The sequence below is a fragment of the Dyadobacter jejuensis genome, assembly GCF_003149085.1.
GTDB classification, from domain to species: domain Bacteria; phylum Bacteroidota; class Bacteroidia; order Cytophagales; family Spirosomataceae; genus Dyadobacter; species Dyadobacter jejuensis.
Genome location: NZ_QGDT01000010.1, coordinates 33,906 through 47,336 on the forward strand (window position 1 = coordinate 33,906; position 13,431 = coordinate 47,336).

Annotated in this window: 16 protein-coding genes; 13 read left to right on the forward strand and 3 right to left on the reverse strand. The window is 45.7% G+C overall.

Translation table 11 applies throughout. The annotated features are described in order from the left end of the window. Positions 1-34 precede the first annotated feature (34 nt). Positions 35-787 (reverse strand): 23S rRNA pseudouridine(2604) synthase RluF, encoded by a 753-nt coding sequence (gene rluF, locus CLV98_RS16825; protein WP_109676052.1) that lies wholly within the window; start codon positions 785-787, stop codon positions 35-37. A 152-nt stretch (positions 788-939) separates the two neighbouring features. Here rluF and CLV98_RS16830 point away from each other — a divergent pair, with 152 nt between their 5' ends. Next, positions 940-2,244, forward strand: a complete 1,305-nt coding sequence (locus CLV98_RS16830) for an acetylxylan esterase (protein WP_229203426.1) — start codon at positions 940-942, stop codon at positions 2,242-2,244. Between the two features lie 91 nt (positions 2,245-2,335). Here the strand turns inward: CLV98_RS16830 and CLV98_RS16835 are convergent, their stop codons facing one another. Further along, positions 2,336-2,692, reverse strand: coding sequence for a hypothetical protein (locus tag CLV98_RS16835; protein WP_109676330.1), 357 nt, complete (start codon positions 2,690-2,692; stop codon positions 2,336-2,338). Positions 2,693-2,869: 177 nt separating this feature from the next. Further along, positions 2,870-3,196, reverse strand: a complete 327-nt coding sequence (locus CLV98_RS16840) for a tetratricopeptide repeat protein (protein WP_109676054.1) — start codon at positions 3,194-3,196, stop codon at positions 2,870-2,872. 94 nt (positions 3,197-3,290) lie between these two features. Here CLV98_RS16840 and CLV98_RS16845 point away from each other — a divergent pair, with 94 nt between their 5' ends. The 12 genes from CLV98_RS16845 (at position 3,291) to CLV98_RS16900 (ending at position 13,408) form a co-directional block, all read left to right on the forward strand. After that, positions 3,291-4,028 (forward strand): electron transfer flavoprotein subunit beta/FixA family protein, encoded by a 738-nt coding sequence (locus CLV98_RS16845; protein ID WP_109676331.1) that lies wholly within the window; start codon positions 3,291-3,293, stop codon positions 4,026-4,028. Positions 4,029-4,081: 53 nt separating this feature from the next. After that, positions 4,082-5,050 carry an electron transfer flavoprotein subunit alpha/FixB family protein gene (locus CLV98_RS16850; RefSeq protein ID WP_109676056.1) on the forward strand — a complete coding sequence of 323 codons (969 nt, stop codon included), beginning with the start codon at positions 4,082-4,084 and terminating at the stop codon, positions 5,048-5,050. Between the two features lie 219 nt (positions 5,051-5,269). Beyond that, a complete protein-coding gene (locus CLV98_RS16855; RefSeq protein WP_109676058.1) occupies positions 5,270-5,863 on the forward strand; it encodes a bifunctional nuclease family protein in 594 nt (197 codons plus the stop codon). A gap of 125 nt (positions 5,864-5,988) precedes the next feature. Further along, complete coding sequence (locus CLV98_RS16860; protein ID WP_109676060.1) at positions 5,989-6,867, forward strand: cell division protein FtsX; 879 nt, start codon at positions 5,989-5,991, stop codon at positions 6,865-6,867. 19 nt (positions 6,868-6,886) lie between these two features. Then, entirely contained in the window at positions 6,887-7,126 is a 240-nt protein-coding gene (locus tag CLV98_RS16865) for a DUF3098 domain-containing protein (RefSeq protein WP_109676062.1), read from the forward strand. Then, positions 7,123-7,905 carry an undecaprenyl-diphosphate phosphatase gene (locus CLV98_RS16870; protein ID WP_109676064.1) on the forward strand — a complete coding sequence of 261 codons (783 nt, stop codon included), beginning with the start codon at positions 7,123-7,125 and terminating at the stop codon, positions 7,903-7,905. The genes CLV98_RS16865 and CLV98_RS16870 overlap by 4 nt, the downstream gene beginning before the upstream one ends. Positions 7,906-7,935: 30 nt before the next feature. Then, the gene (gene truB, locus CLV98_RS16875) at positions 7,936-8,637 is read left to right on the forward strand and encodes a tRNA pseudouridine(55) synthase TruB (protein ID WP_374755196.1); all 702 of its coding nucleotides are present in this window, start codon (positions 7,936-7,938) and stop codon (positions 8,635-8,637) included. Continuing rightward, positions 8,637-9,569: a bifunctional riboflavin kinase/FAD synthetase gene (locus tag CLV98_RS16880; RefSeq protein WP_109676069.1), complete on the forward strand. Its 933-nt coding sequence runs from the start codon at positions 8,637-8,639 to the stop codon at positions 9,567-9,569. Before truB ends, CLV98_RS16880 begins: the two co-directional genes overlap by 1 nt. Before the next feature lie 31 nt (positions 9,570-9,600). Further along, positions 9,601-9,972, forward strand: a complete 372-nt coding sequence (locus CLV98_RS16885; RefSeq protein WP_109676071.1) for a VOC family protein — start codon at positions 9,601-9,603, stop codon at positions 9,970-9,972. Between the two features lie 118 nt (positions 9,973-10,090). Next, on the forward strand, positions 10,091-11,098 hold the full coding sequence (locus CLV98_RS16890; RefSeq protein WP_109676073.1) for a hypothetical protein: 1,008 nt from the start codon (positions 10,091-10,093) through the stop codon (positions 11,096-11,098). Beyond that, the gene (locus CLV98_RS16895; RefSeq protein WP_109676075.1) at positions 11,098-12,234 is read left to right on the forward strand and encodes a glycosyltransferase family 4 protein; all 1,137 of its coding nucleotides are present in this window, start codon (positions 11,098-11,100) and stop codon (positions 12,232-12,234) included. Before CLV98_RS16890 ends, CLV98_RS16895 begins: the two co-directional genes overlap by 1 nt. A gap of 25 nt (positions 12,235-12,259) precedes the next feature. Next, a complete protein-coding gene (locus CLV98_RS16900) occupies positions 12,260-13,408 on the forward strand; it encodes a glycosyltransferase (RefSeq protein ID WP_109676077.1) in 1,149 nt (382 codons plus the stop codon). The last annotated feature ends 23 nt before the right edge of the window (positions 13,409-13,431 follow it).

Below are 13,431 nucleotides of genomic sequence, written 5' to 3' on the forward strand. Positions count from 1 at the left end.
TCATAAGACCCTCCTATTTCCATGCGAGGGAATCTTAGTCTTCATCCCATCCCGACAGCACCGAACCCTCTTCGGTCTTGATACTATCGGCGACCGCCATTTCTATTTGGGTCAATTCGGCGGGGGTCAGGTTGCGCCATCTGCCTACGGCTATGCCATCGAGGTTGACATTCATAATCCGAACTCTTTTTAGCTTGGTTACTCTAAAACCAAGATAATCCGTCATCCGGCGTATTTGCCGATTTAGGCCTTGCGTCAGGATGATGGTGAAGGTAAAGGGGCCATCTTTACGAACAAAACAGGGCTTAGTAACCGTATCGAGGATGGGGACCCCTGCCGCCATATTCTTTACGAAAGAATCGTCGATAGGCTTATGGACAGTGACCCGATACTCCTTCTCATGGTTATTGCCGGCACGCAATATTTTATTGACAATATCACCGTCATTGGTCAAAAAAATGAGCCCTTCAGAAGGTTTATCCAATCGGCCAATCGGAAAGATCCGCTCTGAATGACCAATATAATCGACAATATTCCCCTTGATATCACGTTCGGTGGTGCAAGTGATTCCAACTGGCTTATTAAAGGCAATATATACGGGATCCTTCTTGGCCCGTAATGGTTTGCCGTCTACCAACACTTCGTCGGTTTCTCCCGCTTTATCCCCCAGCACGGCTATGCGCCCATTAAGCGACACGCGCTGAGCATCCACTAATTTGTCGGCCTCGCGTCGCGAACAAAACCCCGTCTCACTTATAAACTTATTAATGCGTTTCAAATCACTCATTTAACCCTGCTAGTTCGAATATCCAGTAGAACTAACGCCATGGATATCTGTATGGAATAATAACTTTTCAAAGTAAAATTAAACAAATTTCCCCTTCTAAGAATAATTACATGGAATTGTAAATTCACCTTTTAAAACTTAAGCCCGTAATAATGATGTTAAAAACTAGAGTTCCCTTTTTACTTTGGCTACTAATCCTCACTGGGCTGTCCGTCCAGGCCCAGCCTGCACAGACCAGCTACCAAGTGGTTGTAGCCCCCGATAAGCTCGACTGGACTTACAAAACCGGTGAAAATGTAAAATTCACCGTTCAGGTGTTACACTTGGGCAACCTGGTGCCTCATGTAGAGGTTATGTACGAGATAGGCCCCGAAAAAATGACCCCCACCATTCGTGAGACAAAAAAAGCTACCGAAGGGAAACTTACTATAGACGGCGGAACACTCAAAACGCCCGGTTTCCTACGCTGTATTGCCACTATCACCATCGACGGGACCCGTTACCGTGGCCTGGCAACGGCAGGTTTTGAACCCCAAAAAATAGAACCTACCGTCAGCAACCCTTCCGATTTTGATGCTTTTTGGGATAAGGCCAAAAACGAACTCGCCCAGATCCCCATTCAACCCACCATGACGCTGCTGCCCGAACGCTGTACCGAAACGGTCAATGTTTATCATGTGAGCCTGGAGAACGCCCCCAAAGGGTCCAAAATCTATGGGATACTATGCATGCCCAAAAAGCCGGGGAAATACCCTGCATTATTGCGCGTTCCTGGTGCTGGAGTACGGGGTTATTACGGCGATGTTGGCAATGCCGCCAAGGGTATGATCACACTAGAAATAGGTATCCATGGCATTCCTGTCACTATGGAAGCGGGGGTATATAACGATATACGCTATGGAAGCTTATCGGGCTATCCGGCATACAACCTCGACAGCCCCGATCGGTTCTACTATAAAAGAGTATACCTAGGCTGCCTGAGAGCCAACGACTTTCTGACAAGCCTTCCTGAATTTGATGGTACAAACCTAGCCGTAACGGGAGGAAGCCAAGGAGGTGCTCTGAGTATCGTTACGGCCGGTCTCGACAAAAGGGTGAAATGGCTCGGTGCTTTTTATCCGGCACTGAGCGATGTCACGGGCTACCTTCATGGCCGTGCAGGTGGATGGCCTCATTATTTCGACAAAAACAACAAGGAGTATAACAACTATTCCCAGAAGTTGAATACGGTGGGATATTACGATGTCGTTAATTTTGCCAGAAGGATCACCGTTCCAGGTCATTATATGTGGGGCTTTAACGATGAGACCTGCCCTCCCACCTCCATGTATGCTGCTTATAACGTGATCTCCGCGCCCAAACAACTTACCCTGTTTCAGGATACAGGGCATTGGACCTATCCCGAAGAAAGAGCGCAGATGGGCGACTGGCTTTTGAAACGGCTCAAAGGGGAATAAATATGTAGCAAAAAAAATAGAACCGCAGCCCTTTTCAAGACTGCGGTTCTATATAGCTTTTCAGGATGCAGGGTTGGCCCTATCGTCCCACTTAGTCGATTTTAATAACTTCGGCAGGGATGTTGTACTGCAAAACGAGTTCTTTGGTGAACCGTACATGTCCCTTAGGAGCTAACAAATAAAGCTTGGCGCCTTTCATGCCAGCCAATTCGCTTAAAAGCTTCCATTTGGATACACTACCCCGTGGTTGATCCGTTTTGAGGGATACTTCTAGGTAGTGCCTGTTAAACATATTTACCCCGGTTACATCTGGAATAAACTTTTCATTATCCGCCGCCCGCTCATAAGCTGTAGGGGTATCATAGCCTTCCATATTGGCCTGAATTTCCTTAAAACCGTGCGCTTGCGCCCATTTTACCGCCAGAGGTATAAAACTTTCTTTTTCCATAAACATTATAAAAATATGACCTCCATTATCTGGAGATCTTGATATACTACTATTCGCTTTAAAAAATCAAGTGGAAATGTAATGCGACTCCTGAAGAGTCCAATTGAAATGATCGTCGACAATTATTTGTAAAATTAGCAGAATTAAGCGAAACTACCAAATTTAATTCTACAACCCCTAGTCTTCCAACTCGTCCAAAAAATTGCGATAGGCGTTAATCAATTCTTGTTTAGGCTTTTGTTGGCCTAGCTTTTCGGCCAGGGCGATTCCAGCCTCATAAATCCTTTCGGCCTCTTCTATTTTTTCTAATGTGGCATAAAAATTTGCGGCATGGTAATAGGTTGGAAGATAATCCGGAAAATCCTTTAACAGCTGTTCAAAGAGTTGACGACTTTCGTTGGGGTCCGACTTGAGATACTCCAAAGCCAAAGCATAAATATTGAAAGGATCCTGAGGGTCTTCCCGGTAAAATGCCAATAAATTATCCAATAATGTATTTTCCATGTAGACTTATTATGCTTGCATACTATTTAAGATTTTCATTATATTGCAGGACAAAGATAGCCTTAGAAATAACATTTCAGACCAGAAAAAACCTATGAAAATATTAGTTTGTATCACCAACGTTCCTGACACAACTGCCAAGATAACCTTAAATGCGGACCAGACAGCCGTCAATAAGACTGGTTTGCCACATATTATAGGCCCTTACGACGACTACGCCCTAGCCAGAGGCGTGGAGCTACGCGACCAGCTGAGCGGCCACCTCACCGTGCTTCATGTAGGCCTAGCCGACGCTGAGCCACAAATCAGGAAGGCCTTAGCCATTGGCGCCGATCAGGCCATTCGGGTCAACATGGACCCTGAGGATTCCTATATAACCGCCACCCAAATCGCCCATATTGCGGCTCAAAACCAGTACGATTTGATTCTGATGGGGCGAGAGAGCTTAGACTATAACAGTGGAGTGGTACATGGCTTAGTGGGTGAAATGCTAGGAACCCCCTCCTATTCTCCAGTTATGAAACTAGAGATAGATGGAAATATGGCCACCATAACCAGGGAAATTGAAGGAGGCAAGGAAATACTCACCTGCGAGCTACCCCTGGTATTGGGCTGCCAGGAGCCCATTGCCGAATGGAAGATCCCTAATATGCGCGGGATCATGTCGGCCAGGAGCAAACCACTCGAGGTGGTAGAACCCGTAGCCGACCAGGCATTGAGCCAGCCAGTAGGCTATAGCTTACCGGCCCCCAAAGGAGCGTGCAAAATGATCCCATTGGACGATGTAGCCTCTTTAATTAACCTATTACAGACCGAAGCGAAGGTATTGTAGCGGAGCAACCTAGCTCCCTTCCAATACATCTCGACCATTTAAATAAAAATATTATGTCCATTCTCGTATTTATAGAAACAGAAAATAAAGCCATCAAAAAAAATGCCCAAGAGGCTATAACCTATGCCCGGGCAGTGGCCGATATGACAGACACCACCGTTACGGCGCTCATAATAGGCAGCCTTGAAGGTGGTGAAGCCTCTAAAGCGGGGCAGTATGGCGCCGACAAGGTACTCCATGTGGAGGACGCCCAGCTGGAGCACCATAATAGCATGGCCTATGCGAGTGCAGTAGCCGCAGCGGCTCAAATAGAATCGTCCAAGGTAGTTATATTGGCCAAATCGGGCCTTGCCGATGCCGTGGCCGCCCGGGCCGCCGCCAAATTAAAAGCCGGAATCGTGTCGGGAGTCACGGCACTTCCGCAGATCGACGGCTCTTCTTTCTCGGTACAGCGCAGCATTTTCACGGGTAAGGCCTTTTCTCAGACACAAATCAATTCTGAAACCAAAATTCTTGTCATCAATAAGAACACTATCGAAACACAGACTTCGGAAAAGCAAGCAACCGTTGAACCCTTTGCTCCAAGCGTCCCGGAAACCGACTTTAAAGCCAAAGTAATAGATACCGAAAAAGCCACGGGTGATATTCTGTTGACCGACGCCGATATTATCGTTTCAGGTGGTCGGGGGATGAAAGGTCCCGAACATTGGCAAGCATTATTGGACTTAGCCAGTGCACTCGGTGCCGCTACGGGCTGTTCCAAGCCTGTGTCGGACCTCGATTGGCGACCTCATCATGAACATATTGGCCAAACAGGTATTAAGGTGGCTCCAAACTTGTATATCGCTTGTGGAATATCAGGGGCCATTCAACACTTGGCGGGTGTAAACGGCTCCAAATGCATTGTAGTCATCAATAAAGACCCTGAAGCCCCATTTTTCAAGGCTGCCGATTATGGCATAGTGGGCGACGTCTTTGAGGTACTCCCCAAGTTGACAGAGGCCGCAAAAAACCGACATTAAGCGCCTAGAGCGAAATTTAAACACGCTTCAAGGGTACTATAAACCTTAGAAATACAGGCATTTGTAGTTCCTGGAGTGGGCATATATAACCTCATTCTGTAAGATAACCTGTTTTGCATTTTTTTATGCAGGGCAGGTTATTTATTTTTGCATAAGATTGGGGAAAACTTAAAGTAAAATTGTCGCCATTGAATGGAGGTTGACAGATAAATCAAAACTGTGAAAAAAATAAAATTAGAAATATTGGGATTAAGTCCTAGCCAATCCCAGGCCGGATCGTTTGCGTTAGTATTGGGAGAAGAGCTGGGAAATCGACGGTTGCCTATCATTATTGGCGTGTTTGAAGCTCAAGCCATCGCCGTCCAAATCGAGAATATCATGCCCAATAGGCCTATGACGCACGACCTCTTCAAATCCTTCGCCGAAGGCATGAATTATGACTTAAAGGAGATATTTATATCGGATCTTAAAGAGGGGATTTTTTACGCAAAAATAATTTGCACCGATAAGATTCGCGAAGTAGAAATAGATGCCCGTCCGTCGGATGCCATTGCGATTGGTCTGCGTTTCGATATTCCCATCTTTACCACCGACTCCATCATGTCTGAGGCCGGCTTGATAGCCAATACCGACCAGGACGAAGAAATAGACGACGAAGAACAAATCATAGAGACCGTGGAGCCCGCCCGCAAAGAGGTGCCTCTTCGCGACATGTCTTTCGACGACCTTCAGAAAATGCTGGACGATGCCCTGGCTCACGAGGACTACGAAAAAGCCGCTAAGATCAGAGATGAAATGGGCAGCAGAAACTAATCGGGGGTAATTCGTTAAAAATAGTTAAGTGTACGGTACATTTGAACCGCATTAACTAATAAATGCTACTTTTGCTTGGTAATGACTCCAATAAACTAAAGAACTTTTGCTGAAATTATATCCTTATGCCTAAAAAGAAGAAGATTGGTAGCTATCCTAACGCTATGATTGTGATGAGCCTCACGGCAGCTCTGTTCCTAATAGGCTTTTGTGGCTTGCTGGTGATTCAATCGAAAAAGCTAGTGTCGATCATTCGGGAGAATATTGAGGTGAGGGTATTTATTGATAAAGAAGTATCGAAGGCCGGTCAGGACTCGATACGTACCAAAATAGCTCCCCAGACCTTTGTATTAAAATCTACCAAAGTGGCCCCTATTACTTTTGTATCTAAAGAGGAAGCCGCCAAGGAGTTTATAGAAGGCACCAAAGAAGATTTCACGACCTTGCTTGGAGAAAATCCGCTGCGCGATAGCTATAGGATAAAAATTGGAGAAGAATATTTCGAAGAATCCAAGCTCAAGGCTATTAAGGCCGACTTGGAGACCATACCTGGTGTATATGAAGTGGTGTATCAGGAAGATCTGGCCGACAATATCAACCGGAACGTATCGAAAATATATACCATCTTGGCCAGCTTTGCCCTTATTATGCTAGTCATCATTGTATTGCTTGTCAATAATACCATAAAATTAGCCATTTACTCCCAACGCTTTCTGATTCGCAGTATGCAGCTGGTAGGGGCTACCGATGGCTTCATTCAAAAGCCTTATCTCTTTAGAGGGGCGATGCAGGGACTAGTAGGAGGTATTTTGGCGGCTGGATTGCTCCTAGTACTTCAACAGCTGGCCGTCAACAATATAGAGGGCCTAGCCGGTTTGCAAGAATACGACAAGCTCATCATTCTAGTAGGCGTGGTGATGGTGTTAGGCTTGCTAGTCGGATTGGCCAGTACCTATCAGTCCCTCACCAGATACCTAAAGATGTCCCTCGACCAATTGTATTAACCCTTAAAACAGCATAACCATGGAATTCAAAAAACAAGACACGAGCTCCCGTGCCACCAACACGCAAATGCCTTTTTCAAAGCGTAATTATCTCACCATGATTATTGGGATCGTCGTGATTCTTTCTGGGTTTTTAATTATGACCTTCGACACGGAGGCCTTTGGCTTCGGCCTTCTAGGACTTACCGTGGGGCCTATCATTACCGTCATTGGTTTCTTAATCGAATTCTGGGCTATTTTAAGTAAACCACAAGCATGAGTATTTGGCAAGCTATTATCCTCGCTATTGTAGAGGGAATTACTGAATTTTTGCCCGTCTCTTCCACGGGCCATATGATCATCGCCTCCTCCGTAATGGGCATCAGTCATTTGGAATTCACGAAGATGTTTACGGTTAATATTCAATTCGGGGCCATATTATCGGTCATCGTCTTATATTGGAAGCGCTTTTTTCAGAGTACAGCATTTTATTTTAAGCTTTTTGTGGCCTTTTTACCAGCCGCTTTTTTTGGTTTATTGCTCAGTGACCTCATCGACGAGCTTCTCGAAAATGTGGTAGTAGTAGCCATATCTCTTTTGGTAGGTGGTATTATTCTGGTATTTATCGACCGCATAGCCAACGACACCGACGAGGACGATAAAGAAATAGGCTATTTCGATGCCCTCAAAATTGGTTTATTTCAATGTATCGCCATGATACCTGGAGTATCGCGTTCGGCCTCGACGATCATTGGAGGTATGCTTCAAGGGTTTTCTAGAAAGCAAGCAGCCGAATTTTCATTTTTCCTGGCGGTACCTACCATGGCGGCAGCTGGTGGATACAAACTCCTAAAGACCTATGATACCATTCAGGCTGCCGATATACAGACCTTGCTGATAGGCAATGTAGTGGCCTTTGTAGTAGCCATGATGGCGATAAAGTTTTTTATCTCCTTCCTTACTAAATACGGATTCAAAGTCTTTGGCTATTACCGAATCGTTTTAGGATTACTTATACTTGGCCTTCTGGCCTCTGGATATCAGCTAGAAATAGTATAGTCCGGCTCCATTATTATTTACGAACACCATATTTTGAGTACTGAACAACCCATACCCGACGAGGGCGAAGTAATATTGATTGACAAACCATTGACGTGGACCTCCTTCGACGTGGCCAATAAGTTGAAGAGGGCCTGCAAATTCAAAAAAATAGGTCATGCAGGAACCCTCGATCCCCTGGCTACAGGGCTTTTGATACTCTGTACGGGGAAAAAGACCAAACAAATCGATCAGTATCAGGCACAAGAAAAAGAGTATACTGGCACCCTCATATTAGGCAAGACGACCCCGTCGATCGACCTGGAAACGGAATTTGATGCCGAATTCCCCACCGAACATATTGACCAAGCATTGATGGACGAGGCCCGAGCCAAGCTTACTGGTCAAATCGAACAGACTCCCCCCATATTTTCGGCGGTAAAGGTGGATGGAGAGCGGTTATATAAAAAAGCTCGTAGAGGCGAAACTGCCGAAATAAAAAAACGGGTAGTCACCATTTCCACCTTCGAGATCGACACGACCGATTTCCCCGCCATACATTTCAGAATCGTATGCACCAAAGGAACCTACATAAGGAGTATGGTTCGTGATTTTGGGACACTTGTAGGAAGCGGGGCTTATCTGGCAGCTTTACGCCGTACAAGGATAGGAGATTTCTCCGTTGAACAAGCAACCGATCTGACGGCCTTCATACAAGCTAAGAGGGCGGAGCTAAATTTGCCTACCGAATAATGAAAATTTATAATAATCTAGAGGTCCTGCAAAAATTACCGGGGGCTGTTGTTACCAGCGGCACATTCGATGGGGTACATCTGGGTCACCAAAAAATATTGGATAGGCTGAAAGAGATCAGCAAGCAACAAGGTGGCGAATCGGTGGTGGTAACGTACTGGCCACATCCGCGGATGGTCGTGTCGGACATGCACGATGAACTCTTGTTATTGTCGACGATCGAGGAGAAGATTGCATTATTGGAAGCATTGGGAATAGACAATCTGGTGATCGTCCCCTTTACCCGATCCTTTTCTGAGCTCTCCTCCTTGGCCTTTATACAACAGATTTTGGTAGAAAAAATTGGGACCAAAAAGTTGGTGATAGGATACGACCATCGGTTTGGACGAAATCGAGAAGGTAGCTTCGATTTTCTAAAACAAAACTGTAGCAAATTTGGCTTCGAAGTAGAGGAGATACCCCGCCAGGACATCGAAGATATGGCCATTAGTTCGTCTCGTATTCGCAAAGCCCTACTAACAGGCCAGGTGGGGGATGCCATGGAGCTGTTAGGCAGAGCCTACAGCCTTACTGGCACCGTGGTCAAAGGCAAGCAACTGGGTCGTAACCTCGGTTTCCCTACCGCCAACATTCAAATTCTGGAAACCCATAAGCTCATACCTGCTAACGGCGTGTATGTGATAAGAGCCATTCACCGAGGTACTACCTATCATGGTATGCTCAATATAGGAACTCGCCCTACCGTCGATGGCCACCAGCGTACCATTGAAGCCCATCTTTTCGACTTTAACACTGATATATATGGGGAGGAGCTTACCGTGGCGTTATTGACTTATATTCGCCAGGAGCAAAAATTCGATTCCCTAGAACGACTCGTTGAGCAGATTAACCGGGATGAAGTACAGGCCAAAAAGTTCTTAAATTTAAACTAGCATAACCGCCCAGCATAACCTAAAAGATATAATGAGTATTATTTTTGAAAGAATAGATCATGTCATGTTATGCATTCCGGTTGGAGCTGAACAACAGGCCCGAGCGTTTTACGGTGGGGTATTAGGCCTCACCGAATTGACCGACTTAGGCTACCCCATCCCCAATGGGGCTATCTGGTATCAGATTGGAAATATACAACTCCATATTCGTGCAGAAGAGTCGGGCGGAGAGATCTCACAGCGGCATCCGGCTTTTATAGTAGCAGACCTAGAAAACGCTCGTCAGCGCCTCATGGACGCCAATATTCGGCTTAGAAATGATAGTCAAATCCCTGATCGTAAACGTTTTTCCTTTTGGGATCCCTTCGATAACCGAATAGAACTTATAGAGATGTTGCCCTGATGCCCTGGCGCTATACCAAATTTACCTTTGGCTCATTTCCTCTCCTATTATAAGGAACATTATCAAAAAGTAATTCTAAATTTGCAGCCTACTACGACCTGCAAAGTCGAATGACCATATGATCAAATACGCATTGAGATTTATACTAATAGTGTTTCTATTGGCCGGATTAGTGGAATTAATACTCCGATTTCAATTCGGCTTTTGCAATTCCCCCTTATATATTACCGACCCCGACTTCGAATATATATATGCCCCCAACCAAGAAGTGAAGCGGTTTGGGCATGTGGTGCGTACCAATAGTCTATCGATGCGCAACGAAGAGTTATCCGAAAAAGACACCCTGAATATTTTACTAATTGGCGACTCGGTGGTCAATGGAGGCAGCCTAACCGACCAGGACAGCATCGCCTCTACCCTGCTTCAAAAGCGTTTTAGAGCCCAAGGCTATCCTGGTCTCAATATCCTCAATATATCTGCCGGCTCATGGGGTCCCGATAATGTGGCGGCCTATCTAAAAAAGTATGGGACCTTCAAGGCCCAACTCATTTGCTTGGTCACGAGTAGTCACGATGCCCACGATATCATGACGCATATAAGCCCCATTGGGATAGACCCTGGCATGCCGGACAAACAATACCCCTTGGCCCTTATAGAATTATGGGACCGCTACCGCCATATCATTTGGTATACCATAGAACATGGCCTATTCTTACCCGTCACTCAATGGTTTGACCAGCCTGAAAAAAATAACACCCCAGACCAACAACCGGCACCAGAAACTAAGGAGATCCTAGAAAACGAAGGCATACGTAAGGATGGAGAAGGGTTTAATCCTGGATATGCCCAGCTCGACTCCATCGCTAAGGCGAACAACATCCCTTTCTTTATCTATTTACATCCCGAAATCTCAGAACTCGCTTTAGGCCATTTTAATTCACAAGGTCAGTCCATAATCGACTTCGCCGAACAAAACCAGGTACGCTTGATCAATGAGCTAGAACTGGGTATCGACAGTACCTATTACCGCCCCTTGGATGTGGTACATTATAACGTTAAAGGTCAAAAATTTCTTACTGATAGGTTATATCCGCTGATGGAAGCCTACCTAACCCCTATCCACTAATGCGCATACTCATTGTACATAATCAGCTATGGGCGCATTATAAGTCTAAGTTGTTTGCAGAAATACACCAATCCCTCCTCAAAAGGCATCCAGAAAGCACTTTATTGGTCGCTCAAATAGCCCTTTATGAAGCCAGCCGCAAGGGTATGCAGAATAAGGAACAGCAATATAACTACGACTACCCTTATCGGGTGCTGCATCCCACAAGTTTGGATGATGTTCCCTTTAAAAAAAGGCTTGTCTCCTTGTTTCAGACTTTTCATTCCTTTAGGCCTACTGTACTCAATATAACGGGATATTTCGACTGGGCTCAGGTCCTTCTAATGCTGTATGCACGGCTAAGGGGGGTAAAAGTGGTATTATCGTCGGAATCGTCAGTAGCCGACCACAATCGGTCCCCATGGAAAGAATTCGTAAAGCGACTCATTGTCAATGCCGCTAATGCTTGCTTTTGTTTTGGAAGTAGCTCGGCGCACTACTTGCGGTCGTTGGGGGTACCCGACGAGCGCATCAGGGTGAGGCATGCGGCGGTAATCGACGAAGCAATTATACACCAAAAATACCAGCTGGCCAAAGCCGAAGTTGCCGCTCCCTCCTATGCTTTCGTATATGTAGGCCGACTAGCTAAGGAGAAAAATCTGGAACTTCTCCTCCAGGCATTTATGGAGCTGAAGACTTCTACACCGCATCACCTCTGGTCCTTGCGAATTGTAGGCAGTGGACCAGAAGAAGACCACCTTAAGAATCTGGCTCAAGGCTGTACCAACATTGTTTTTGAAGGAAGCCATGCTTGGCACCAAATACCTTCCTTACTAGCAAAAAGTACCGTTTTGATACTTCCTAGTATTTCTGAACCTTGGGGATTGGTGGTCAATGAAGCGATGGTATGTGGTATGCCGGTCATTGTATCGGAAACATGTGGCTGTGCCGTGGACCTCCTGCAGGAAGGGGTAAATGGCTTTACTTTTCGGCCACAAGATCGGGAAGCACTCCTACGCCATATGGCCTGGTTTGTGCAGCACCCCGACCAAATAGCGACCATGGGCGATGCATCGAAAGAGATCATCCTACCTTTTTCGAGCAAGAAGGTAGCCCAAGAAATGGTCGATACTTTTAGACAACTCAATAGAAACTAACCTTATATTAAAGCCGATCATACACATGCGTATTCTTAATATTTGTGCCTATACTTGGGCCATTGGAGGGCCTGCTCGGATCATCTATGACCATACCCTGGAAGTGCTCAAGCAGGGGCATCAAGTAGATATTCTAAGTCCTATGACGGAAGGGGAGAAAATGTATCCAGTTCCTGAAGGCGCAAAGCTGATCGCCTGTACCCGTACCACGCCCATCAGCTCCGTTTATAGGGAGTTTTCTGTTCCCATGTATCGTTATTTAAAGGCGCATATACAGGATTACGACGTGATACATATGCATGGAATATGGCATTTTGGAAGCTTGGCCCCATTCTTAATCCCAAACAAGGCCATTAAGGTGATTACCATACATGGCCTTTTGGACAAATGGGCACTGGCTCATCATCAGTGGAAGAAGGACCTGGTCACGTTCCTATACCAAAAATCGATACTGGCCAAAGCCGATTTAATACAAATTAACAATACCGATGAGGAACAGGACGTAATTCGGTATTTGGGAGAACGCCCTAAGAACCTGAAGATAATTCCTAATGGTATGAAGCTGGAGGAGTACCAAAACCTACCCCAAAAGGGTGCTTTCAGGAAGCGACATGGGCTAGGCGCAGACCAAAAAGTCCTGTTGTTTATGGGAAGGCTCAACGTAAAGAAGGGGTTAGACTTGCTGTTACCAGCATTTCTGAAAATCCACCAGCAAGTGCCAGAGGCCACTTTGATCTTAGCCGGCCCCGATGATGGATACGAGAAAACAACCCGAGAGTTTATCAGTCAACACCAGCTCGAAGGAAAGGTCAAGTTGGTGGGAATGCTTACCGACACCTTAAAAAAAGAGGCCTTAGCCGATGCAGATCTCTTCCTCCTCCCTTCATACTCCGAAGGTTTTTCTATAGCCGTATTGGAGGCCATGACCTCTGGCGTACCCGCCTTGGTATCGGACCGGGTGGGCTTTGGCGACTATATAGCAAGACACCAAGCCGCCTATTTGTGCAAGCTAGAGCCCGATGACATAGCCAAAGGAATGCTAAAAATATTGCAAGATTCGGATTATGCCCAGAACCTGGCCAAAAGGGCTCAAAAGATGGTAGAGGATAACTTTGACATCCGGGTAATCGCCAACCAGCTATTAGCAGAATACAAGAAAGTTAATAAAATGTAATTACCTTTGCCAACATTTGTAAA